Consider the following 24,088-nt stretch of genomic DNA (forward strand, 5'->3'; position numbering starts at 1 on the left):
AGTGGAGGTATGACTTCGCCAGACCGCCCGACCAGTCGTCCAGGTGCCGCCCGCGGCACGGAAGCAGCGGTGCTGAACGAGCGCGTCGAGAAGCTCACGCTCCGCAACGAGAAGTTGCAGGAGACGCTCAAGGAAGCGCGTCAGCAGCTCATCGCGCTCCGCGAGGAGGTCGAGCGGCTCGGCCAGCCGCCGAGCGGTTTCGGCGTGCTCCTGGAGGTCTGCGACGACGAGACCGTCGACGTGTTCACCTCCGGCCGCAAGATGCGCCTGACGGTGTCGCCCAACATCGAGACGCAGGAGCTGCATCGCGGGCAGGGCCTGCGCCTGAACGAGGCGCTGACCGTCGTCGAGGCGGTCGGATACGACGCCGTCGGCGAGATCGGCACGCTCCGCGAGGTGCTGGGCGACGGCAGCCGGGCGCTCGTCATCGGCCACGCCGACGAGGAGCGCGTGGTGCACCTGGCGACGACGCTGGTGCACACCGATGACGGCGGCGAGTCGGCGCGCAAGCTGCGCCCCGGCGACTCGCTCCTGATCGACTCCAAGGCCGGTTTCGCCCTCGAGCGGATCCCCAAGGCCGAGGTGGAAGACCTGGTCCTGGAAGAGGTTCCGGACGTCGACTACGAGGACATCGGCGGTCTGCGCAGGCAGATCGAGCAGATCCGCGACGCGGTGGAACTGCCGTTCCTGCACGCCGAACTGTTCCGCGAGTACGAGCTGCGCCCGCCCAAGGGCGTCCTGCTGTACGGCCCGCCCGGCTGCGGTAAGACGCTCATCGCCAAGGCGGTCGCCAACTCGCTGGCCAAGAAGATCGCCGAGGCCCGCGGCGACGACGTCCGCGAGGCCAAGAGCTACTTCCTCAACATCAAGGGCCCCGAACTGCTCAACAAGTTCGTCGGCGAGACCGAGCGGCACATCCGGCTGATCTTCCAGCGCGCCCGGGAGAAGGCCTCCGAGGGTACCCCGGTGATCGTCTTCTTCGACGAGATGGACTCGATCTTCCGTACCCGCGGATCGGGCGTGTCGTCGGACGTGGAGACCACCGTCGTCCCGCAGCTGCTCAGCGAGATCGACGGCGTCGAGGGCCTGGAGAACGTCATCGTGATCGGTGCGTCGAACCGCGAGGACATGATCGACCCGGCCATCCTGCGGCCCGGCCGCCTGGACGTGAAGATCAAGATCGAGCGGCCCGACGCCGAGTCGGCGATCGACATCTTCTCCAAGTACCTGACCACCGAGCTGCCGATCCACCCGGACGATCTCGCCGAATTCGGCGGCGACGCCAAGGCCTGCGTCTCCGCGATGATCGAGCGGGTCGTCGAGCGGATGTACGACGAGACCGACGACAACCGGTTCCTGGAGGTGACCTACGCCAACGGCGACAAGGAGGTCATGTACTTCAAGGACTTCAACTCCGGCGCGATGATCCAGAACGTCGTGGACCGGGCCAAGAAGTTCGCCATCAAGGAACAGCTGGAGACCGGCCGCGGCGGCCTGCGGATCGGGCACTTCCTCGACTCCATCCTCGACGAGTTCGCCGAGAACGAGGACCTGCCGAACACCACCAACCCCGACGACTGGGCGCGGATCTCCGGCAAGAAGGGGGAGCGGATCGTGTACATCCGGACCCTGGTCACCGGCAAGAACAACGGTGCGTCGCGGGCGATCGACACCGAGTCGAACACCGGTCAGTACCTTTAGGCGGTTCGTGCCTTAGGGTGATCGGTGATGAATCGCCCAGGACCGACGCCACTGCACGTCCGTATCGACTCCGGGCCGGTCCAGGTGGTCACCGCTTCGCCGGCGACCCTGGGCCGGACCCCGGACAATACGGTCACCCTCAACAATCCGCTGGTCTCGCGGACCCATCTCGGCTTCGAGTGGGGCCCGGACGGCTGGATCGTCGCCGATCGTGGCAGCACCAACGGCTTCTTCTCCGGCGGGGCGAAGGTCACGCGGCTCGCGATCCGCGGCCCCGTCGTGATCCGGGTCGGCGACGCGGCGCTCGGGCCCGTCGTCGAGATCACCCCGGCGCCGGCCGCCGCCCCGTCTCGGCCCGTTCCCGCGCAGCAGCCGCCGGCGTCCCGGCCGATGCCGGCCCAGCCGCCGGGTATGCCGTCGCGGCCCACCCCGGCTCAGCAGGCGCCGCCGTCCCGGCCGATGCCCGCGCAACCGCCGTCGCAGCCGATGCCCGCACAGCCGCCGTCGCGTCCGGTCCCGGCGCAGCAGCGGCCGCCGGCCACCACACCCCAGCCTTCGCAGCCTCCGGCGCCCCAGCCGCCGCATCCTCCGGTACGACCGGCCGGCGGCATGCGCCCGGCCGCCCCGGCCTTCGGGAAGCTGCCCGACGCCCCGCACCTGGCCGCCCTGCACAACAACGCGTCGGCGATCTTCGAGGTCCCCGGTGACCTGCGCGGCGGCCGCGAGTCGATCGCGCTGTCCGGCGTCAAGTCCATCGGCCGCACCCCGGAGAACGACATCGTCGTCTCCGACGTCCTCGCCTCACGCCGTCACGCCCGGCTGACGGCGAACGGCCAGGGCCTGCTCATCGAGGATCTGGGCAGCGTCAACGGCACCTTCGTCAACGGCCAGCGCATCCGCCGCCAGCCGCTGCGCGAGGGCGACGTCGTCACGATCGGTAACAGCGACTTCGTCGTCTCCGAGGGCAACCTGATCCGCGGCCGCGCCAAGGCGATGGTCAGCGGCGGCCTGGAGGTCGACGGCATCGGCCTGACCGTCGAGGGCGGCAAGGTGCTGCTCAACGACATCTCGTTCCAGGCCGGTCCGGGCACGCTCACCGCGATCATCGGCCCGTCCGGCGCGGGCAAGTCGACGATGTCGAAGATCGCCGCCGGCCTCAACAGCCCGACGGTCGGCCGGGTGTCGTTCGAGGGCCGCGGCGTGCACGACGAGTACGAAGCGCTCCGCAACCGTATCGGCATGGTGCCGCAGGACGACGTCCTGCACAGCAAACTGACCGTCCGCCAGGCGTTGCGCTACGCCGCCGAACTGCGGCTGCCCGCCGATCTCTCGACGCATGACCGCGACCAGGTGATCGACGGCGTGCTCGCCGAGCTCTCGCTCACCGAGCACGCGCAGACCCGCATCGACAAGCTGTCCGGCGGCCAGCGCAAGCGTGCGTCGGTCGCGATGGAGCTGCTGACCGGCCCGTCGCTGCTGATCCTCGACGAGCCCACCTCCGGACTCGACCCGGCGCTCGACCGCCAGGTGATGAAGACGCTCCGCGACCTGGCCGACGCCGGCCGCGTGGTGCTGGTGGTGACCCACTCGGTGGCCCACCTGGAGATCTGCGATCAGGTGCTGCTCCTGGCACCGGGCGGCAAGACCGCCTACTGCGGCGACCCCAAGCTCAAGAAGGCCGAACTCGGCACCGACGACTGGGCGGAGATCTTCGAGACCGTCACCGCGCATCCGGACCAGGTCTGGGCGAACTACCGGCAGCGGCATCCGCACCAGACGGCGCCGCAGGCGCCACCGCCCGCCGGGCCGCCGGTCGTGGTATCGCAGGCGTCGTCGGGCCGGCAGCTCAGCACCGTGTCCCGGCGGCAGTGGCGGCTGATCTTCGCCGACCGCGGCTATCTGGTGTTCCTGATCCTCCTGCCGATCGTCCTCGGTCTGCTGACGATGGTGATTCCCGGTGGCGAGGGCTTCGGCCTGCGAGCGCAGATGCCGGGCGGCGGTACGCCTGGGGCGCCGCCGAAGGACCCGACGGAACCGCTGCAGATCCTGGTGGTGCTGATCATCGGCGCGGCGTTCATGGGTGCGGCGCTGACCGTGCGCGACCTGGTCGGCGAGCGGGCGATCTTCGAGCGGGAACGCGCGGTCGGTCTGCGCCCGGGCGCCTACCTGTCGGCGAAGGTGCTGGTCTTCGGCGTGCTGGCCGTCGTGCAGGCCGCCATCATGGTGGGGCTCTGCTACGGCGTGCGGGCCATGCCGACCGCCGAGGACATCACTCCGCCCGGCCAGGATCCGCCGTCGATCCCGCCCGCGCTGACGCTCTTCCTCGCGGTCGCGGCGCTGGCCGTGGTGAGCGCGCTGATCGGCCTCGCGATCTCGGCGGCGGTCCGCTCCAACGAACAGACGATGCCGCCGCTGGTGATCGTGGTGATGGTGCAGCTGGTGTTCTGCGGCGGCCTGTTCCCGATCGCCGCGCAGGGTGCCAAGCAGCTGTCATGGATCTTCCCGAGCTATTGGGGATACGCGAACGGCGCGCAGGCGGTGAACCTCCCGGCGACGGCGTACGCACCGCAGGTCAGGCCGTCGGAGAAGAACGCGGGCGACCCGAACGCGCCGATCCTGTACTCGATGTGGGAGCCGACGCTCGCACACGCGCTGATCTCCTACGGAGTGCTGGCCCTGATGAGCATCCTGCTCCTCGGGTTCATCTACAGCCGCCTGCGTCTCAAGAAGCACTGACCGGGCAGCCGGCCGAGCACCTCCGAGTGCTTTCTGTCTCGCCCGTTGAGCACCTGCGAGCGGGTTCGTGTCGCCCGTTGAGCACGTGCGAGTGCTCTTATGTCGCCGGTTGAGCACCTCCGAGCCCCATGGGGCGAGGAGGTTGCCGAAACGAAGCCCGATTCCAGGTGCATTAGCCGGCCGACCGCGAGCATCCGGATCTCGGCGACGCCGATGGTCGACGGCGGACGCCACCGCTTAGGCTGGGACGCATGGATCGCATCATCGGCACCGAGGTGGAGTACGGAATCTCAGCACCCGGAGACCGGACCGCCAACCCGATCATGACCTCGACGCAGGCGGTGCTCGCCTACGCGGCCGCGGCCAAGGTGCCGCGGCGCGAACATCGCACCCGCTGGGACTACGACGTCGAGTCGCCGATGCGCGACGCCCGCGGCTACGACCTCGGCGGACACCGCGGACCGGCGCCGATCATCGACGCCGACGAGATCGGCGCCGCGAACATGATCCTCACCAACGGTGCGCGCCTCTACGTCGACCACGCGCATCCCGAATACTCCGCGCCCGAGGTCCGCGACCCGCTCGACGCGGTGATCTGGGACAAGGCCGGTGAACGGGTGATGGAGGAGGCCGCCCGGTACGTCGCGAGCGTGCCCGGCGCACCGAAGCTGCAGCTGTACAAGAACAACATCGACGGCAAGGGTGCGTCGTACGGCACCCACGAGAACTACCTGATGGACCGGCGGACGTCGTTCGATGCGATCGTCACCGGCCTGATGCCGTTCTTCGCCTCGCGTCAGGTGATCTGCGGATCGGGCCGGGTCGGGATCGGGCAGGCGGGGGAGGAGGCCGGGTATCAGCTGAGTCAGCGCGCCGACTACATCGAGGTGGAGGTCGGGCTGGAGACCACCCTCAAGCGCGGCATCATCAACACCCGCGACGAGCCGCACGCCGAGCCGGACAAGTACCGCCGCCTGCACGTGATCATCGGCGACGCCAACCTCGCCGAGACCGCCACCTATCTCAAGGTGGGCACCACCGCGCTGGTGCTCGACCTGATCGAGGCCGGGGTCAACCTCGCGGACCTGTCCCTGGCCTGGCCGGTCCAGGCGGTACACACCATCAGCCACGACCCGACGCTGACCGCGACGGTCGCGCTGGCCGACGGCCGCGAGCTCACCGGACTGGCCCTGCAGCGGGAATACCTGGCGCGGGTCAGCGCCTTCCACGACAAGCACCATGCCGACGACGAGCGGGCCCGGCACGTCATCGAGACCTGGGCGGACGTGCTCGACAAGCTGGAACGCGACCCGATGGAGTGCGCCGAGATCCTCGACTGGCCGGCCAAGCTCCGTCTCCTCGAGGGCTTCCGCCAGCGTGAGGGCCTTACCTGGGGTGCGTCGCGGCTGCAGCTGATCGACCTGCAGTACTCCGACGTCCGGCTCGACAAGGGCCTCTACAACCGCCTCGTCGCCCGCGGTTCGATGCGGCGGCTGATCACCGAGGATCAGGTCCGCCACGCCATCACTCATCCGCCGGAGGACACTCGCGCGTACTTCCGCGGCCAGTGCGTCAGCCGCTTCGGCGCCGACGTGGCCGCGGCCAGCTGGGATTCGGTGATCTTCGATCTCGGCGGCGACTCGCTGATCCGCATCCCCACGCTCGAACCGCTGCGCGGCACCAAGGAGATGGTGGGCGATCTGCTCGACGCGGCGTCGTCCGCGGAGGAACTGGTCGCCGCGCTGACCAGCTGACGCCGAACCGGCCGGTAGCCGCCCACCGCTGACTAGCATTCGCATCGGTCGGAGCGTGAGGGAAGGACTGTCGTTGTCGGAGCCGATGTATGTGCCGAGTTCGGAATACGCCGACGAGGTGGTGCCGAACAGACCGGGCCGCGCTTTCGGCGGCGTCGCGATCGGGATCCTGCTGTTCGGCGTCGCCGGCTACACCTTCCCGCCGGGCAGCGTCGAGAACGCCACCAGCTTCGCCTATCCGGTGCACTACCGGCCGGTCGGCGCCGCCAGCATCGCCAATGTGGTCGGCACCCAGGCCAACGATGCGGTGCTGACCGAGCTGATCGAGGCGGCGCGGGAACTCGAAGCGCAGGGCTGCCGCGCCATCATCGGCGCCTGCGGATACTTCGCCAACTATCAGCCGCAGATCCGCGACGCGGTGGACGTGCCCTGCTTCCTGTCCAGCCTGATGCAGCTCCCGCTGATCCTGAACAGCCTGCCGCCGCGCAAGAAGGTCGCGATCATCTGCGCCGACGGCGAGGTGCTGCCCGACTCGGCGGCGCTGGCGCACTCCGGAATCACCGACCTGTCGCGGCTGGTGATCGCCGGCGGCCGCATCTCCGACATTCCGGAGCTGAACGACGAGATCCTCGTCGACAGCGGCGGCTACAACCCGAAGAAGCTCGAGCGGGAGATCGTCGCCGTCGCCCGGCAGATGGTCGACGACGACCCGGACATCGGCGCGTTCCTCCTCGAATGCACGCTGTTCCCGCCGACGTCGTACGCCGTGCAGCGGGCCGTCGGCCTCCCGGTCTTCGACTTCGTGACGATGATCGACTGGGTGCAGAGCGCCGTGGTGAAGCGGCCGTTCACCGGCTACATCTGAGGCGCGGGCGACCGATTGCCGCGGCCGGTCCGGTGCGGCCAGTAGGGTAGACGCACAGGGGAACTCGCGAAGGAGGACAGGCGATGGCGCAGGAGCAGACCAAGCGCGGCGGAGGCGGCGGAGACGACGACGCGATCGGCGGTGGGGCCGCCGGTCAGGAGCGCCGCGAGAAGCTCGCCGGCGAGACCGATGACTTGCTCGACGAGATCGACGACGTGCTGGAGGAGAACGCCGAGGACTTCGTCCGCGCCTACGTCCAGAAGGGCGGCCAGTGACGGGGCGTCCCGGCTCGTCGGCGGGACCCGACATCTCGTCGTTCAGCGAATTCCTCCGTGCCGCGGCGCCCGATCGGCTGCCGGGGTCCCTTCGACAGGCTCAGGGAGCGATCGGGGGCGCTCCGGGAGCGATCGGACCGGCGCAGGGAGCGATCGGACCGGCGCAGGGAGTGAGTGACGCGATTCCGCACGGCACGACGATCGTCGCCGTCGCGTACCCCGGCGGGGTAGTCCTGGCCGGCGACCGTCGTTCGACGATGGGCAACCTGATCGCCACGCGCGACGTCCAGAAGGTCTTCGTCACCGACGACCACTCGGCCGCCGGGATCGCCGGCACCGCGGGCATCGCGTTCGAGCTGGTCAAACTCTTCACCGTCGAACTCGAGCACTACGAGAAGATCGAGGGCGTACCGCTCACCCTCGACGGCAAGGTGTCGCGGCTGGCGACCATGGTGCGTAGCAACCTGAGTGCCGCCATGCAGGGCCTCGCCGCGCTGCCGCTGCTGGTCGGTGTCGATCCGGGCGCCGATCCGGCCGCGCCTGGACGGATCTTCACGTTCGACGTCGCCGGTGCCCGGCACGAGGAACACGCCGGCTACGACGCGATCGGTTCCGGTTCGGTGTTCGCCCGATCGTCGCTCAAGAAGCTTTATCGGCCCGGAGTCACCGCGTCCGAGGCGCTGGCGCTGGCCACCGAAGCGCTCTACGACGCCGCCGACGACGACTCCGCGACCGGGGGACCGGACTTGATCCGGCGGATCTTCCCGACCGCGGTCCGGGTGGAGACCTCCGGCGCCGTCGAGATCGGTGAGCCCGAGATCGCCGCCGCCGCGCAGGCCGTCATCGCGCGCCGCAGCGCCGATCACCGCACGGATGCCGCCGACGAGGAGCAGGCGCGATGACCTTCCCGTACTACGCCAGCGCCGAACAGATCATGCGCGATCGTTCGGAACTCGCCCGGAAGGGCATCGCGCGGGGCCGCAGCGTGATCGCGCTGACCTGTGCCGGCGGCGTCCTGTTCGTCGCGCACAATCCGTCGTCCGCGTTGCGTAAGGTGAGCGAGATCTACGACCGTATCGGCTTCGCCGCGGTCGGCAAGTACAACGAATTCGAGTCGCTGCGGCGCGCCGGGATCCAGCTGGCCGACCTGCGCGGCTACAGCTACGACCGCGCCGACGTCAGCGGTCTCTCCCTCGCGACCGCCTACGCGACGACGCTCGGCACCGTCTTCACCGAACAGCCCAAGCCGTACGAGGTGGAGCTGTGCGTGGCGGAGGTGGCCCGCCCGGGCGCGGCCACGCCGTCGCAGCTATACCGCATCGCGTACGACGGTTCGATCGTCGACGAGAGTACCTTCCTGGTCATGGGCGGCACCACCGAGCCCATCGTGGCCGCGATGAAGGACCGCTACGAGCCGGATCTGCCGCTGCCGCAGGCGCTGTCGATCGCCGTCTCGGCCTTGGCCGCGCGCGACGCCGCCGACAAGGAGAGTGCGCCCGCCGCGCCGTCGCCGCAAGAACTCGAGGTCGCGATCCTCGATCGCGCCCGGCCCCGTCGCGCCTTCGTACGGCTGACCGATGCGCGGGTCACCGAACTGTTGGAACAGGAGTGAGCGCCATGGAACGCCGGATCATGGGAATCGAAACCGAATTCGGGGTCACCTGCACTTTCGAGGGGCAGCGCCGGCTGAGCCCGGACGAGGTGGCCCGCTACCTGTTCCGGCGCGTCGTCGCGTGGGGCCGGTCGTCGAACGTGTTCCTGCCCAACGGATCCCGGCTCTACCTCGATGTGGGCTCGCACCCGGAGTACGCGACCGCCGAATGCGATTCGGTGCGTCAGCTGGTGACCCACGACCGCGCCGGGGAACGGATCCTGGAAGACCTGCTGATCGACGCCGAGCAGCGGCTCGCCGACGAGGGCATCGGCGGCGACATCTACCTGTTCAAGAACAACACCGACTCGGCAGGCAACTCCTACGGCTGCCACGAGAACTACCTGGTCTCCCGCACCGGCGAGTTCGGCCGCGTCTCCGACGTCCTGCTGCCGTTCCTGGTGACCCGGCAGCTGATCTGCGGCGCGGGCAAGATCCTGAGCGTCGGGCACGAGTCGAAGTTCTGCCTCTCCCAGCGCGCCGATCACGTCTGGGAGGGCGTCTCGTCGGCGACCACCCGCTCGCGGCCGATCATCAACACCCGCGACGAGCCGCACGCCGACGCCGAGAAGTACCGCCGCCTGCACGTGATCGTCGGCGACTCCAACATGTCCGAGACCACCACCATGCTCAAGGTCGGCTCGGCGCTGCTGGTGCTGGAGATGATCGAGTCGGGGATCAGTTTCCGCGACTTCGCGCTCGACAATCCGATCCGGGCCATCCGTGACATCAGCCACGACACGACCGGGCGCCGGGAGATCCGGCTGGCCGGCGGGCGGACCGCCACCGCGCTGTCGATTCAGCGCGAATACCACGCCCGGGCCGTCGTTCACCTGGCCCAGCGCACCCCCGACCCGGTGATGGACCAGGTCGTCGACCTGTGGGGCCGGGTACTCGACGCCGTCGAATCCGGCGACTTCAGCGGCGTCGACACCGAGATCGACTGGGTGATCAAGCGCAAGCTGATTCAGCGCTACCAGGACCGCTACGGCTTCGACCTGTCGCACCCGAAGCTGGCCCAGCTCGACCTCGCGTATCACGACATCCGGCGCGGCCGCGGCGTGTTCGACCTGCTCACCCGCAAGGGGCTGGCGGCGCGGGTCACCACCGACGAGGCGATCGACGAGGCCGTCGACCTGCCGCCGCAGACCACCCGGGCCAAACTGCGCGGCGAATTCATCACCGCCGCGCAGGCGGCCGAGCGCGATTTCACCGTCGACTGGGTGCACCTGAAGCTGAACGACCAGGCGCAGCGCACCGTCCTGTGCAAGGACCCGTTCCGGAACGTCGACGAGCGCGTCGAACGCCTGATCGCCGCCATGTGACGCATAGAATCGGCGGGTGGCCACTTCCAAGAACGAGCGTCTGCTCAATCTCGTCATCTGCCTGATGTCGGCGAAGACGTTCGTGACCGCCGAATATCTGCGCACCAACATCGTCGGCTACAAGGACACCGAGCAGTCGCCGGAGTCGTTCAAGCGGATGCTCGAACGGGACAAGAACGAGTTGCGCGCGCTCGGCATCCCGGTGGAGACCGGGTACCCGCCGATGGGTGGCGACGAGGGATACCGGATCCTGCCCGAGCACTACGCCCTGCGGGACATCAGCCTCACCGAGGACGAGGCCGCGGTGATCGCCGCGGCCGCCGCGCTCTGGCACGACCCGGACGTGGCCGTCGAATCGCAGACCGCGGTGCTGAAACTGAAGGCCGCGGGCATCGACGTCACCCCGCCCGAGGAACTCGGCTTCGGCCAGACCGGCGGCGGCCGGTCCATGGGCGACGAGCGCGCGGTGCGCGCGCTGCTGGCCGCGGTCGGCGACGGCCGGGCCGTGACCTTCACCCACCGCTCGGGCCCGACGGCGAGCGAGCGGACGCTGGAACCGTGGGGAGTGGTGACCAACTCGGGCCGCTGGTACGTGGTCGGGTACGACCGCGACCGCGACGCGACCCGGACCTTCCGGGTGTCCCGGATCTCCGATGTGCGGGCGATCGGCGGCGCCGGCGAGGTGACGGCGCCGGAGGGCACCGACCTGTCGGCGCTGGTCGCCGCGGCCGTCGACCGCGCTTCGGCGGGCGAGCCGTCGACCGCCCGGGTGTGGCTCGCGGAGGGTCGCGCCTGGGATCTGCGGCGCGACGCCACCGACGTCGTCGACCGCGAATGGGGCGGTGAACCCGGGCAGGAGGCGACCGTCGCGATCAGGTCACGGTCGTGGCTGATCCGGACGGTGCTGGCGGCGGGGCGCGACGTCGTCGTCCTCGATCCGCCCGACCTGCGCGCGGCGGTGGTCGCCGAACTGGACGCGCTCACCGCGGCGTTCGCCCCGGCCCACGAAGGAGATCCGCGATGACCGCCGCCCCGAGCCGCTTCTCCCGCCTGCTGGCGATGGTCCCGTACTTCCAGGCCCGCCCCGGCATCGAGCTGTCGGTGGCCGCCGCCGAACTCGGACTCACCCAGGATCAGCTGGAATCCGATCTCAACCAGCTCTTCGTCTGCGGCCTGCCCGGGCACGCCGGCGGCGACCTGATCGACATCCAGTTCTGGGACGGCTACGTCAACGTCGTCTTCACCGCCGGCATGGACCGGCCGCTGCGGCTCACCGGTACCGAGGCGAACGTGCTGCTGGTGGCGCTGCGCATGCTGCTCGACGCCCGGGGCGCCCTCGACCCCGATGCGGTGCGGCGGGCGATCGCCAAGGTGGAGGAGGCGGCCGGGGCGTCGCGGACGGTGGTCGCCGACGACGGTGCCGGGCCCGGGGAGCTGCCGTCGTCGTCGACCATCCGCGAGGCCGTCGCCCGCCGCCGGGCGCTGGCGCTGCGGTACTACACCTACAGTCGCGACACGGTGACCGAGCGCGTCGTCGACCCGATCCGCGTCGAGGTGATCGACGGCCACAGCTACCTCGATGCGTGGTGCCGCGAGTCGGACGGCCGGCGTCTCTTCCGGTTCGACCGGGTGCGCGAGGCCGCCGTGCTCGACGAACCGGCCCGCCCGCCCGCCGACGAGACGGCCCAGCCGATCGCCCTCCCGGTGCACGACGAGACCATGCCCGTCGCCCGGATCGAGATCGATCCGGATGCCTTCTGGGTGGCCGAGTACTACCAGGCGCGCCCGCTGAGTGATCCATCGGACGATCCCGGTGCGCCGCTGCTCGCCGAACTCACCTACGCGTCCGACGAATGGCTCGCCCGCCTGCTGCAGAGCTTCGGCGGCCGGGTGCGCCTGGTCTCCGGCGACGCGGGCAGCCGCCGGGTGCGCGAACTGGTCGCCGCCTCCGCCGCGGCGGCCCGAGACCGTTACCCGCGATAGAAGGACTCCGATGGGCGCAATCCAGCCGTGGCACGTGATCATCCTGTTCGGTGTCGCCGTGCTGTTCTTCGGGATCATCGCGGCGGTCGTCGTGGTGATCGTCCGATCGAACCGCACGTCGGCCCCACCGCCGGTCCCGCCCACGTGGCCGCAGCCCGGCCAGTACCCGCCGCCGGGGCCGCCGCCCGGCGGGTACCCGCCGGGCCGGTTTCCGCCGCCGCCGGGCACCGGTCCCGGTTCGGGTAGCATGGAACCCAGGAATCCGGGATCCGACCGCTGAATCCCGGGACTATGCGGAGGTAGACCCTGTGGGTGCAATGCAGCCCTGGCACTGGATCGTCATCATCATCGCGCTGATACTGATCTTCGGCTCGAAGAAGCTCCCTGACGCCGCGCGCGGACTGGGCCGCTCGATGCGCATCCTCAAATCCGAGATGAGCGAGATGCAGAAGGACGACAAGCCGTCCGAGACCGCGCCCGCGCCGAAGCCCGAGGCCCCGCGCGAACTCCCGTCGTCCGAGCAGCACCCCGCCGAGACCGCGGCCGATCCGGTGTCCCGGTCGGCGCAAGAACGCGCCGACTCCTGAGTGCCCGCCCCCGCACTGCTGCGCCGTCTGGATCCGAGACGGCGGCGTAGCAAGGTCAATCCCGACGGCTCGATGCCGTTGGCCGAGCACCTTTACGAACTCCGTTATCGCCTGGTGGTCTCGATCCTGGCGATCCTCGTCACCACGATCGTCGGCTTCTTCTGGTACACGCACGGTGTCTGGCGCATCGAGTCCCTCGGCGAACTCCTGCGCGGCCCCTACTGCGACCTGCCCGCGTCGTCGCGGGCGTCGATCACCCCCGGCGACGAGTGCCGTCTGCTCGCCACCGGTCCGTTCGACCAGTTCATGCTGCGCCTCCAGGTGGCGCTGACCGCCGGCATCGTGCTGGCCTGCCCGGTCTGGCTGTTCGAGTTGTGGCGGTTCATCACCCCGGCGCTGCACAAGCACGAACGCCGGTACGCCGCGTGGTTCGTCTCGCTGGCCTCGGTGCTGTTCGTCGCCGGGGCGGTGCTGGCCTACTTCGTGGTCGCCAAGGCCTTCGAGTTCCTGCTCACCGTCGGCAACGAGGTGCAGGTCACGGCGCTCGCCGGTGACCAGTACTTCGGATTCATGCTGCATCTGCTGCTGATCTTCGGTGTCAGCTTCGAGCTGCCGCTGCTGATCGTGGCGCTGAACCTGACCGGGGTGCTGGGGTACGAGCGCCTCAAGAAGTGGCGGCGCGGGCTGATCTTCGGGATGTTCGTGTTCGCCGCCGTCGCCACCCCCAGCGGCGACCCGTTCACCATGACCGCGCTGGCGCTCGCGCTGTCGGTGCTGCTGGAGTTCGCGATCCAGTTCGCCCGCATCCACGACAAGCGGAAGGGCCGCAAGCGTCCGGAATGGCTGCAGGTGGGCGACGACGAGGCCTCCCCGATCGACGGACCCGCCGATTCCGGCGATCGGGCGACCCGCATCGAGGCTCCGGCCCCGATCGCCGCGCCCGCACCGATCGCCCGGGGCGCGCGCCGCACCGGTATGTACGACGAGGTGCTCTGACGCCGTGGCATCCTGGAGGGGATGAGCACCCAGCTGCGGCGGTTCGCCGACACCCTCTCTTTTCCGCTCGATGACTTCCAGCGTGACGCCTGCGCGGCCCTCGAGGACGACCGCGGCGTTCTGGTGTGTGCCCCGACGGGCGCGGGTAAGACGGTGGTCGGGGAGTTCGCCGTGTTTCTCGCGCTCGCACGCGGCGGCAAGTGTTTCTACACCACGCCGATCAAGGCGCTGAGCAATCAGAAGTACCACGATCTGCTCGACGTCCACGGTGCCGAACACGTCGGTCTGCTGACCGGCGACAACTCGATCAATTCGTCGGCCCCGGTGGTGGTGATGACCACCGAGGTGTTGCGCAACATGATCTACGCGAACTCGCCCGCGCTGACCGGGCTGTCGTTCGTGGTGATGGACGAGGTGCACTTCCTGGCCGATCGCTTCCGCGGCGCCGTCTGGGAGGAGGTGATCCTCGGCCTCGATCCCGACGTCGCGGTGGTGTCGTTGTCGGCGACGGTGAGCAACGCCGAGGAGTTCGGCGACTGGATCACCACCGTGCGCGGCGACACCGAGGTGATCGTCGACGAGCACCGGCCGGTGCCACTGCACCAGCACATGCTGGTCGGCAGCCGGATGTTCGAGCTCTTCGATCCGCGCGAGTCCGGCAGAGGAGATTCGGGCGGGGGCCGCCGCCAGGTGAACCCGGAGCTGACCCGCTACATCAAGCAGCGGGCCCTGGCCGAACCGGATTCCGGCGACGACCCGGTGGGCCGCTACCGCGGACGCGTCGACCGGCGGCGCCGCGGCGGTTCGGGCCTGCCCCGGCCCAAGCTGATCCGGCTCCTCGACGACGACGGCCTGCTGCCCGCGATCGACTTCATCTTCTCCCGAAAGGGCTGCGAGACGGCGTTCACCCAGTGTCTGCGCAGCGACCTGAACCTGCTGGAACCCGACGAGGTCGCTCTCGTCGACGAGATCGTGCAGCGGCATCTCGCCGACCTCGCCCCGGGCGACGCCGCGGTGCTGGGCGTCGACGACTGGTGGGCCGGACTGCGCCGCGGGTTCGCCGCCCACCACGCCGGCATGCTCCCGATGTTCCGGCAAGCGGTCGAGGAACTCTTCGTTCGTGGCCTCACCCGCATCGTCTTCGCGACCGAGACGCTGGCGCTCGGCATCAACATGCCTGCCCGGTCGGTGGTCCTGGAACGGCTGGTCAAGTACAACGGCGAGGCCCACGTCGACCTGACTCCCGGCGAGTACACGCAGCTCACCGGGCGGGCCGGCCGCCGCGGCATCGACGTCGAGGGGCACGCCGTGGTGCTGTGGTCGCCCGAGGTGATCCCGGACCGGGTCGCCGGACTCGCCGGCGCGCGCACCTTCCCGCTGCGCAGTTCGTTCGCACCGGAATACAACATGGTGCTCAACCTGATCGACCGCCTCGGCGTCGACGGCTCGCGCGATCTGCTGCGCCGCTCCTTCGCGCAGTTCCAGACCGACCGCACCCTGGTCGGGCAGGCGCGGCAACTCGATCACGCACGACGGCGCCTGCGCGGCCTCGATCAGGAACTGGTCGCTCTCGCCGAGAAGGCCGGCCTGGATCCGGGGATCGCCCTCGACGGCCCCGATCCCGACGCGCCCACCGACCGGTACGCCGGCCTCCTGGGGTACCTCACGCTGCGCGAGGACATCCGCCGCTGCGAGCGCGAGGTGCGTTTCGCGCGCCGCGTCGAGGAGGAGTCGGCGGTGGCCGACGACCTCGCCGCGCTCAAACGCGGGCAGGTGATCGCGGTCAGTGTCCGCCGCCACCGTGGACTGGCCGTCGTCGTCGATCCGGCGCAGCAGCGGAACGATCCGAGGCCGCTGGTGCTGGTCGACGACGGCTGGACCACGCGGGTCGGCGCCGACGACTTCGTGAACCCGCCCGAGGTGCTCGGGCACCTGCGCATCCCACGAGACATGGACACCCGGACCGGACGCGGCCGGCACCGGCTGGCGCAGGCGCTGCAGGCGAGCGGTATCGCACGCCCGGTCGGCCGCGCCGGGAAGCGGACCAAGGAGAAGGGCGTCGATCCGGAACTGGTGGCCCTGCGCGCCGCACTGCGGGCGCACCCGCTGCACGCGGCGGCCGGAGCGAAGGGGAAGGTGCGCGGCGGCGTGGACGAGTTGCTGCGACTGGGGGAGCGGCGCAACCGGCAGCTGCGCGACGTGGAGAGCCTGGAGCGGTCGATCACCGAGCGGAAGTCCCGTCTGGAAGAGGACTTCGACGTGGTCACCGCGGTGCTGCGCGAGCTCGGGTACCTGGAGTCCGACGGGCGCGGCGGCCTGCGGGTGACGCCGACCGGTGATGTGCTGCGCCGCATCTACGCCGAGACCGACCTGCTGGTCGCCGAGTGCATCCGCGCCGGGATCTGGCACGGGCTGAGCGCACCGGAACTGGCGGCGGTGGTGTCGGCGATGGTCTATCAATCGCGGCGCGATGCCTACGGCGGCGGTGTGGACGCGATGCCGGGCAACCCGAAACTGCGCGATGCGCTGACCGCCACCCTCGAGGTCTGGGCGGCCACCAACGAGGTGCAGGCCCGGCACTCGGGCGGTTCGGAGACGCTGACCACGCGCGAGCCGGACACCGGATTCTGCGGGCCCGTCTCCGCGTGGGCGCACGGCCGGTCGCTGCAGGAGGCGCTGACCGCCGCGGCGGCCGGCGGCAACCTGCTGTCGCCGGGCGACTTCGTTCGCTGGAACCGGCAGGTGATCGATCTGCTCGAGCAGATCCGCAGCAGCGTCGGGCCGGACGACCCGCTGGCCGCGGTGGCCCGCCGCGCCGCGAAGAGTCTGCGGCGCGGCGTCGTGGCTGCCGATCTCGACTGACCGCCTGCGGTAGTGTGACGGCCGTGACCACCCCGAACGACCCCCAGCAGCCGTCCCCCTGGGGCCGGCCGCCCGGCCCTCCCCGGCACGGACAGCCGCAGCCCGGTCCGCCGCCGCAGCCGGGCCCGCCGCGACCGGGTCCCGGATACGGTCCGCCCGCATACGGCCCGCCGCCCGGGCAGCGGCCCGCGCCCGGGCCGGCACCGTACGGTGCACCGGCGCCCGGTCAGCGTCCGCCGACCGGGCCCCAGTACGGTGCGCCGCCGCAGGTGCCGGGCCGCCACGGTGGTCCCCCCGTCCCTCCCGGTTACCCGCCGCAGGGACCGCCGCCACAGGGGCCGCCCGCGCAGGGGCCGGCACCGCAGTACGGCGAGCCGCGTCCGGGCCGCCGACGGGCGCCGGAGCCGGCCGATGGCCAGACCGCGATCGTCTCGACCGGAGCACACGAGTACGGCCCGATCGACGGTCAGACCTCGGTCGTGCCGGCCGCCGTGGGCGACTACGGAACGCAGGCGCTGGAGAACCCGGCGGCCGCTCCCGGCGACACCGGCACCGAATCGGCGGCGCCCGCCCCGAAGCGGCGGTCCCGCAAGGTGCTGTGGATCGTGCTGGCGGTCGTGATCGTCATCGTCGCGGCCCTGGTGGCGCTGTCGGCGTTCGTGTGGCCCGGTTGGGGGACCAAGACGCTCTCGCAGGACGCCTTGCAGAGGGGCGTCCACCAGGTGCTCACCGACAAGAACTCGGCGTCGGGCTACGGCCTGGACGACGTGAAGGACGTGAGCTGCCCGTCCGGCAAGAAGGTACGCAAGGGCGAGACCTTCACCTGCTCGGTCTCCGTCGGCGGCCAGAACAAACTGGTCACCGTTCGCGTCACCGACAACGACGGCACCTACGAGGTCTCCAAGCCCGCGAACTAACGCGGACCCGACGCCTGGTGGTTCGTCTCGGGTCGGCGGGGCGGGCTGTCGGGGATTGTCTCCAGCAGCCGTCCCGCCCGACGAGCAGTCGTCTAGCCCGTTGAGCCGGACGATCCGTTAGGCGAGTCCGTGTCGAAACGCACCCCTCGACCGGCCGCTCAGGCCCAGCCGAGGGCCGCCGACAGCCGCCCGACGCTGGCGTCGATGCCCAACTCGGCGACCAGCGCGTCCAGGCCGGCGGCGTCCTCGGGTGCGGCGGGCAGCAGGTCGTCGCCGCGGCCGAAGGCGACGGGCGCGTCGGTGCGCACCGCGACCACGGTGCGCGCCGCGCCCAGGTAGTCCGCGGCGTCGTCGAGGGCACCGGCGATACGCGGAGAGATCGGCATATCACCTTGCCGCGCAGCGGATTCCAGTGCGTCGAGTGACCCGAACTGGGTGATGAGCTTCGCCGCGGTCTTGTCGCCGATGCCCTTCACCCCGGGCAGCCCGTCGGACGGGTCGCCGCGCAGAATCGCCATCTCGGCGTACGCCGCCCCGGCACGCGCGACCGGCAGCGCGTATTTGCCGGCCAGTTCCTCCGGGCCCATCAGTTCGGCTTTCGCCAGGCCCCGGCCGACGTACAGGACACGCACGGCGACCGGGTCGTCGGCCACCACCTGCAACAGGTCGCGGTCGCCGCTCACGACCAGCACGTCGTCGACCGCCTCGCCGAACGTGAGAGTGCCGATCACGTCGTCGGCCTCGCAGCCGGCCGCACCGCCGGTCTCCAGACCCGCGCAGCGCAGCACGTCGAGGATCATGTCGACCTGCGGCGTCAGCGTGTCGGGCACCTCCTCGGCGAGCCCGTCTCCGCCCTCCGCGACCCGGTGCGCCTTGTACGACGGGATCAGGTCGGTCCGGAACGCCGGGCGCCAGTCCAGGTCGAGACACACCACCAGGCGCGTCGGCTGGTGCGCCGTCACCAGTGCGGCGATGGTGTCGAGAAAGCCGCGCACCGCGTTGACCGGCCGTCCGTCGGGGGAGGTCATCTTCTCCGGGAGCGCGTAGAAGGAGCGGAACCACAGGCTCGCACCGTCGAGCAGCATCAGCTTTCCCATGGCCACACTGTGTCACATCCGGCGCGGGGCCATATCCGGCGCGGGGCGACCGATACTGTGGGGCCATGGCTCACGGTCCCGCCTCCCGATTCGATTCCGACGTCTACGCGCGACGGCTGGCCCGCGCCGCGGAGCTGACCGTGAACGCCGGGCTGGACGCGCTCGTCGTCGGCACCGGCCCGGACCTGCGGTACCTGACCGGGGCGGTCGCCGACACCTTCGAGCGGCTCACCGCCCTGGTGATCCCGGCGTCGTCTCCGCCCCGGCTCATCGCACCGCGGATGGAGCTGGCGACGCTGCGCGATTCGGCGATCGGCGACCTGCGACTCGCGGTGCACGACTGGGTCGACGGCGACGACCCGTACGCCCTCGCGCTCGACGGGCTCGGCGATGACGCCGCGCTCGCCGTCTCCGACGCCCTCCCCGCGCTGCACGTGATCCCGCTGGGCGAGCGCACTAGCGTACCCATCCGGCTCGCGACGCCGGTGCTGCGTGAGATGCGGATGATCAAGGACGACGCCGAGATCGCCGAGCTGCGCGCCGCCGGTGCCGCCATCGACCGGGTGCACGCCCGGATGGGCGAGTGGCTGCGGCCCGGCCGGACCGAGGCGGCGGTGGCCGCCGACATCGCCGCCGCGATCGTCGCCGAGGGCCACCACGAGGCCGAATTCGTGATCGTCGGCTCCGGCCCGAACGGCGCCGACCCGCACCACGAGCAGTCGCCGCGGCTGATCGGACCCGACGACATCGTGGTGATCGACATCGGCGGCCCGGTCGGCGCGGGCTACAACTCCGACAGCACCCGGACCTACTGCTTCGGCGAGCCGCCCGGCCAGATCGGCGCGGCCGTCGCCGTGCTCGAGCGGGCACAGGCCGCGGCGGTGGCGGCCGCGCGCCCCGGCGCGACCGCGGAGAGCATCGATGCCGCCGCGCGATCGGTCCTGGCGGAAGCGGGCCTGGCCGGGAACTTCATCCACCGCACCGGACACGGCATCGGCCTGTCCGTGCACGAGGAGCCCTACATCGTCGAGGGCAACGACCTGGTGCTTCGCCCGGGTATGGCGTTCTCGGTGGAACCGGGGATCTACTTCCCGGGGCAGTGGGGCGCCCGGATCGAGGACATCGTCGTGATCACCGACGACGGCGCCGAGTCGCTGAACACCCGCCCGCACGGGCTCACCCGGCTGTGAACATCCCCGCCGAGCCGAGCACCCGGGCCACGTCGACCTCGATCACCACGCGTCTCGGATTCGGCCTCGGCTCTCGGTAACGCTCCGCGTACCGGCGCTCGGCGTCGCGCACCTGCTCCGGCTCGCGCCGGACCCGCGCCGGCCCCTCCAGGGTGAGCCACCGGGGACCGTCGACGTGCGTCAGTGCCGCGTACCCGCCGCGCTCGGCGTTGCGCACCTTCTGGCTGCCGTCGAACGTGATGATCCGCGCCGTCCCGGTCGCGCCGTCGAATGTGAGGCCGACCGCCACCACGTGCGGGGTGCCGTCGGCGCGCAGCGTGGTGAGCGAGGCGAGGTGGTAGTCGTGCAGGAGGGTGTGGGCTTCGGGGCTCAGATCGTCAACGGTGCGCGCCATGCCTCGACTGTAGTGACTCCTTTCGGCGGCTGAGCCCTTCGACTCCGCTCAGGAACCACCCTTCGACTCCGCTCAGGAACCACCCTTCGACTCCGCTCAGGAACCACCGGGCGAGTAGGAGCCCGAGCCGAAGCCTGAAATACTGCACGGGTGGGAACGATCGTGGTGTTCGGCGGGCGCAGTGAGATCGGGGTGGCCACCGCGGCGCGCCTCGCTGCGGGCAAGAAGGTGATCCTGGCCGCGCGCCGGCCCGACGACCTCGCCGCCGAGTGCGAGGCGCTGCGGGCCGCCGGTGCGACCGGGGTGAGCACCGTCGCGTTCGACGCCGACGACGTGGCCTCGCACCCGGCGCTGGTGCGCTCCCTGGCGGACACGTACGGACCGATCGAGATCGCGATCGTGGCCTTCGGGATCCTCGGCGACGCCCGGCGCGCCGAGACCGACGTCCAGCACGCGCTGGCGATCGCCCACACCGACTACTACGCGCAGATCAGCGTCATCACGCTGCTGGTCAACGCACTGCGCGCGCAGCCCGGGGACTCCACGGTGATCGTCTTCTCCTCGGTGGCCGGGGTGCGGGTACGACGCGCCAACTACGTCTACGGCTCCACCAAGGCCGGGCTCGATGGCTTCGCGAGCGGCCTCGCCGACGCGTTGTCCGGCAGCAACGTGCACGTCCTGCTGGCCCGCCCGGGCTTCGTGATCGGGAACATGACCGCCGAGCTGATGGCGACGGGCGTCGAACCCGCGCCGATGTCGGTCACCGCCGGCCAGGTGGCGGACGCCGTCGCCACCGCCTACCGCAAGGGCCGCGGCGAGGTCTGGATCCCGGGGCGGCTGCGGCCGGTCTTCTTCGTCATGCGGCTGCTGCCGCGCGCGATCTGGCGGAGGCTGCCGCGATGACACACTTCGTGGTGGTCGGGATCGGCGCGGACGGCTGGGACGGTTTGAGCCATCACGCGCAGGCCGAGCTGGAGAGCGCCGAGACGATCTACGGATCCGGGCGCCAGCTGGCGCTGCTGCCGGATCGTCTTGCGGCGCAGACGATTCCGTGGGCGTCGCCGATGTCGGAGCACCTGGACCGGCTCATCGCCGGCGACGGTGACGACACCGTGCACCTCCTCGCCAGCGGTGATCCGATGTTTCACGGGCTCGCGGCGAGCGTGGTGCGGCGCGTCGGACCGGAGAACGTCACGGTGTTCGGATCGTCGTCATCGGTGTCCCTGGCGGCGGCCCGGCTCGGCTGGGATCTGGCCCGGACGGGCGTGCGCAGCCTCGTCACCGGAGACCCGGAGGTGCTGATCCCCGCGCTGACCGACGGGGCCCGCCTGCTGGTGCTCTCGCGGGGTGCGGATTCGCCCGGCCTGATCGCGGATCTGCTGCGGCGCAAGGGTTTCGGGTCGTCGTCGATGACGGTCCTCGGTGACCTGGGCGGGGTGGACGAGTCGATCGTCACCGGTCACGCCCACAGCTGGGACGTCGGTGACATACCGGCCCTCAACATCGTGGCACTCGAGTGCGCGGGGCCCGCGCTGTCGAACGCGCCGGGGCGCCCGGACGCCGACTACGCGCACGACGGCCAGCTGACCAAACAACCGATCCGAGCCCTGACGGTGTGCGCACTCGCTCCCGCCGAGGGCCAGATGCTCTGGGACATCGGCGCCGGTTCGGGCAGCATCGCGATCGAATGGCTGCGGCAGACCCGGTCCGGGCGGGCGACCGCCTTCGAAGCCGACCTGGTACGGGCCGCGCGCATCGAGCTCAACGCCCGCGAGCACGGCGTCGCCGACCGCCTCACGATCGCGGGTTCGGTACCGGGCGCCCTCGGCGGCGCGCCCGACCCGGACACGATCTTCGCCGGGGGCGGCCTCGACGCCGATGTCCTCGAAAGCTGCTGGGCGGCACTCGAATCCGGCGGCCGCCTGGTCGCGAACGCGGTGACCCTGGAGACCGAGCGGCTTCTGGTCGCCGCGCACGCCGAGTACGGCGGCGAGCTGATCCGGCTGAGTCTGGAACGGGCCGGCGCGCTGGGCACGATGACCACCTGGCGGCCGTCGCTGCCGGTGGTGCAGTGGGTGGTGACCCGGTGACCGTGTACTTCATCGGCGCCGGGCCCGGCGCGGCGGATCTGATCACCGTGCGCGGCGCACGCCTGCTCGCGCGCTGCGGGACCTGCCTGTATGCGGGCTCGCTGGTTCCGGCCGAGCTCCTGGACCTGCTGCCCGCGGGAGCGGTCACCGTCGACACCGCGCGGATGCCGCTCGACCAGATCGTCGCGCACCTGGCCGACGCCGATGCCGCCGGACACGACGTCGCCCGACTGCACTCCGGGGATCTCTCGATCTACTCCGCGCTCACCGAGCAGCAGCGACGGCTCCGCGAACTCGGCATCGCGTACGAGCTGGTGCCGGGCGTGCCGGCGTTCGCCGCCGCCGCGGCGGCTCTCGACACCGAACTCACGGTGCCGGGTGTCGGGCAGAGCCTGCTGATCACCCGGGTGTCGACGCTCTCCACCGACATGCCGCCGGGGGAGGACCTCGCCTCCCTCGCGCGCAGCGGCGTCACGCTGGCCCTGCACCTCGCGGCCCATCGCGCCGAGGCGATCGTCGACACGCTCACCCCGCACTACGGTGCTGATTGCCCAACGGCCACAGTCGCTTTCGCCTCGCGCGACGACGAGCAGGTGGTGCGGGCGCCACTGTCGGGGCTGGCCGCGGCGCTGGCGGACGCGGGCATCACCAAGACCGCGGTGATCTTCGTCGGCCGCGTCCTCGACCCGGCGTCGTCGGACATCACCGACAGCTACCTCTACTCCCACGCCCGCATGAGCAAACTCCGCCGCGATGCGTGACGAGCCGTGTCGCCGGTGAGAAACGAAGCAACGACTCGGTCGAAACGTCCCCAACAGTCCGCCCCGCCGGCCCAAACATCCCAAACAGCCCGTTGAGCCGGTGAGGAACGAAGTGACGAACCGTGTCGAAACGACCCCCAGACGAGTGCTCATTCTCGGTGGCACAGCCGAAGCGCGCGCCCTGGCGAAGTCTCTGGTGGCACAAGACATCCCGGTGATCAGCTCGCTGGCCGGACGAGTCCAGAACCCACGACTCCCGCTCGGCGAGGTCCGGATCGGCGGCTTCGGCGGCGTCGACGGTCTCGCGAACTGGTTGCGCGCCAACCACATCCGCGCCGTCGTCGACGCCACCCACCCTTTCGCGGCGCGGATCACCGCCAACGCCGTCGCAGCCGGTGAGCGCACCGGCACGCCGCTACTCCGGCTGGCCCGCCCGGAGTGGACGCCCGGCCCCGGTGACCGCTGGACCCGCGTCCCCGACATCGCCGCGGCGGCCCGTGTCGTCGCCGACCGCGGCGGCCGCGTGTTCCTGACGACCGGCAGACAGGACGCTCACGCGTTCGCGGCGGTCGACGGCGCGTGGTTCCTGATCCGCGTCGTCGACCCGCCGTCCGGCCCGCTGCCCCCGCACCATGAGATCCTGGCCGCGCGCGGCCCCTATGGCCTGGACGACGAGCGCGCCCTACTCGCCGGCCACGCGATCACGCTCCTGGTCACCAAGAACAGCGGGGGAGAACTCACCCGGGCCAAGCTGACCGCCGCCGCCGAGGCCGGCCTCGAGGTCGTGATGGTCGACCGGCCGGCCGAACCGGTGGGGCTCGAGCGCCGCGATTCCGTCGCCGCGGTGCTGGACTGGCTGGTCACTGCCGACTGAGCGCCCGCGGCCCGCGTGACACACCTCGGC

22 protein-coding genes are annotated in these 24,088 nt (G+C 70.9%); 20 read left to right on the forward strand and 2 right to left on the reverse strand.

What is annotated here, in order from left to right; all coding sequences use genetic code 11:
* Positions 1 to 9 precede the first annotated feature (9 nt).
* From arc to MYK68_RS20785, 15 genes are all read left to right on the forward strand, one after another.
* Complete coding sequence (arc, locus tag MYK68_RS09385) at positions 10 to 1,701, forward strand: proteasome ATPase (protein WP_247867731.1); 1,692 nt, start codon at positions 10 to 12, stop codon at positions 1,699 to 1,701.
* Between the two features lie 27 nt (positions 1,702 to 1,728).
* Positions 1,729 to 4,437: an ATP-binding cassette domain-containing protein gene (locus tag MYK68_RS09390; protein WP_247867732.1), complete on the forward strand. Its 2,709-nt coding sequence runs from the start codon at positions 1,729 to 1,731 to the stop codon at positions 4,435 to 4,437.
* Between the two features lie 251 nt (positions 4,438 to 4,688).
* Positions 4,689 to 6,191: a depupylase/deamidase Dop gene (gene dop / locus MYK68_RS09395; RefSeq protein ID WP_247867733.1), complete on the forward strand. Its 1,503-nt coding sequence runs from the start codon at positions 4,689 to 4,691 to the stop codon at positions 6,189 to 6,191.
* 73 nt (positions 6,192 to 6,264) lie between these two features.
* Complete coding sequence (locus MYK68_RS09400; protein ID WP_247867734.1) at positions 6,265 to 7,056, forward strand: aspartate/glutamate racemase family protein; 792 nt, start codon at positions 6,265 to 6,267, stop codon at positions 7,054 to 7,056.
* Between the two features lie 83 nt (positions 7,057 to 7,139).
* On the forward strand, positions 7,140 to 7,331 hold the full coding sequence (locus MYK68_RS09405; protein ID WP_247867735.1) for a ubiquitin-like protein Pup: 192 nt from the start codon (positions 7,140 to 7,142) through the stop codon (positions 7,329 to 7,331).
* Positions 7,328 to 8,233: a proteasome subunit beta gene (gene prcB / locus MYK68_RS09410; RefSeq protein ID WP_247867736.1), complete on the forward strand. Its 906-nt coding sequence runs from the start codon at positions 7,328 to 7,330 to the stop codon at positions 8,231 to 8,233. The genes MYK68_RS09405 and prcB overlap by 4 nt, the downstream gene beginning before the upstream one ends.
* Positions 8,230 to 8,943 carry a proteasome subunit alpha gene (gene prcA / locus MYK68_RS09415; RefSeq protein ID WP_247867737.1) on the forward strand — a complete coding sequence of 238 codons (714 nt, stop codon included), beginning with the start codon at positions 8,230 to 8,232 and terminating at the stop codon, positions 8,941 to 8,943. Before prcB ends, prcA begins: the two co-directional genes overlap by 4 nt.
* A 5-nt stretch (positions 8,944 to 8,948) precedes the next feature.
* Positions 8,949 to 10,307, forward strand: a complete 1,359-nt coding sequence (gene pafA, locus MYK68_RS09420) for a Pup--protein ligase (protein WP_247867738.1) — start codon at positions 8,949 to 8,951, stop codon at positions 10,305 to 10,307.
* Positions 10,308 to 10,323: 16 nt separating this feature from the next.
* Entirely contained in the window at positions 10,324 to 11,331 is a 1,008-nt protein-coding gene (locus tag MYK68_RS09425; RefSeq protein WP_247867739.1) for a helix-turn-helix transcriptional regulator, read from the forward strand.
* Positions 11,328 to 12,290: a helix-turn-helix transcriptional regulator gene (locus tag MYK68_RS09430; RefSeq protein WP_247867740.1), complete on the forward strand. Its 963-nt coding sequence runs from the start codon at positions 11,328 to 11,330 to the stop codon at positions 12,288 to 12,290. Before MYK68_RS09425 ends, MYK68_RS09430 begins: the two co-directional genes overlap by 4 nt.
* Before the next feature lie 10 nt (positions 12,291 to 12,300).
* Positions 12,301 to 12,570: a Sec-independent protein translocase family protein gene (locus tag MYK68_RS09435; RefSeq protein ID WP_247867741.1), complete on the forward strand. Its 270-nt coding sequence runs from the start codon at positions 12,301 to 12,303 to the stop codon at positions 12,568 to 12,570.
* A 28-nt stretch (positions 12,571 to 12,598) separates the two neighbouring features.
* Positions 12,599 to 12,877, forward strand: a complete 279-nt coding sequence (gene tatA / locus MYK68_RS09440; RefSeq protein ID WP_371307873.1) for a Sec-independent protein translocase subunit TatA — start codon at positions 12,599 to 12,601, stop codon at positions 12,875 to 12,877.
* A gap of 72 nt (positions 12,878 to 12,949) precedes the next feature.
* Entirely contained in the window at positions 12,950 to 13,873 is a 924-nt protein-coding gene (gene tatC, locus MYK68_RS09445; protein ID WP_247867991.1) for a twin-arginine translocase subunit TatC, read from the forward strand.
* A 21-nt stretch (positions 13,874 to 13,894) separates the two neighbouring features.
* The gene (locus tag MYK68_RS09450) at positions 13,895 to 16,735 is read left to right on the forward strand and encodes a DEAD/DEAH box helicase (RefSeq protein WP_247867742.1); all 2,841 of its coding nucleotides are present in this window, start codon (positions 13,895 to 13,897) and stop codon (positions 16,733 to 16,735) included.
* A gap of 23 nt (positions 16,736 to 16,758) precedes the next feature.
* The gene (locus MYK68_RS20785; RefSeq protein ID WP_283255291.1) at positions 16,759 to 17,652 is read left to right on the forward strand and encodes a DUF4333 domain-containing protein; all 894 of its coding nucleotides are present in this window, start codon (positions 16,759 to 16,761) and stop codon (positions 17,650 to 17,652) included.
* A 158-nt stretch (positions 17,653 to 17,810) separates the two neighbouring features.
* On the opposite strand, the gene MYK68_RS09465 is transcribed toward MYK68_RS20785, so the two are convergent.
* Positions 17,811 to 18,737: a 5'-3' exonuclease gene (locus tag MYK68_RS09465; RefSeq protein WP_247867993.1), complete on the reverse strand. Its 927-nt coding sequence runs from the start codon at positions 18,735 to 18,737 to the stop codon at positions 17,811 to 17,813.
* A gap of 77 nt (positions 18,738 to 18,814) precedes the next feature.
* On the opposite strand from MYK68_RS09465, the gene MYK68_RS09470 reads away from it, so the two are divergent.
* Complete coding sequence (locus tag MYK68_RS09470) at positions 18,815 to 19,939, forward strand: M24 family metallopeptidase (RefSeq protein ID WP_247867743.1); 1,125 nt, start codon at positions 18,815 to 18,817, stop codon at positions 19,937 to 19,939.
* Here MYK68_RS09470 and MYK68_RS09475 read toward each other — a convergent pair.
* A complete protein-coding gene (locus tag MYK68_RS09475; protein ID WP_247867744.1) occupies positions 19,926 to 20,333 on the reverse strand; it encodes a pyridoxamine 5'-phosphate oxidase family protein in 408 nt (135 codons plus the stop codon). The genes MYK68_RS09470 and MYK68_RS09475 overlap by 14 nt on opposite strands.
* Positions 20,334 to 20,483: 150 nt before the next feature.
* Between MYK68_RS09475 and dprE2 the strand changes: the two genes are divergently transcribed.
* From dprE2 to MYK68_RS09495, 4 genes are all read left to right on the forward strand, one after another.
* The gene (dprE2, locus tag MYK68_RS09480) at positions 20,484 to 21,236 is read left to right on the forward strand and encodes a decaprenylphospho-beta-D-erythro-pentofuranosid-2-ulose 2-reductase (protein WP_247867745.1); all 753 of its coding nucleotides are present in this window, start codon (positions 20,484 to 20,486) and stop codon (positions 21,234 to 21,236) included.
* Positions 21,233 to 22,423, forward strand: a complete 1,191-nt coding sequence (gene cbiE, locus MYK68_RS09485; RefSeq protein ID WP_247867746.1) for a precorrin-6y C5,15-methyltransferase (decarboxylating) subunit CbiE — start codon at positions 21,233 to 21,235, stop codon at positions 22,421 to 22,423. Before dprE2 ends, cbiE begins: the two co-directional genes overlap by 4 nt.
* Positions 22,420 to 23,184, forward strand: a complete 765-nt coding sequence (gene cobM, locus MYK68_RS09490) for a precorrin-4 C(11)-methyltransferase (RefSeq protein ID WP_247867747.1) — start codon at positions 22,420 to 22,422, stop codon at positions 23,182 to 23,184. The genes cbiE and cobM overlap by 4 nt, the downstream gene beginning before the upstream one ends.
* A gap of 193 nt (positions 23,185 to 23,377) precedes the next feature.
* On the forward strand, positions 23,378 to 24,058 hold the full coding sequence (locus tag MYK68_RS09495; RefSeq protein ID WP_247867994.1) for a cobalt-precorrin-6A reductase: 681 nt from the start codon (positions 23,378 to 23,380) through the stop codon (positions 24,056 to 24,058).
* Positions 24,059 to 24,088: the final 30 nt, after the last annotated feature.

The sequence above is a fragment of the Gordonia sp. PP30 genome, from assembly GCF_023100845.1.
In the GTDB taxonomy this organism is placed as follows: Bacteria; Actinomycetota; Actinomycetes; order Mycobacteriales; family Mycobacteriaceae; genus Gordonia.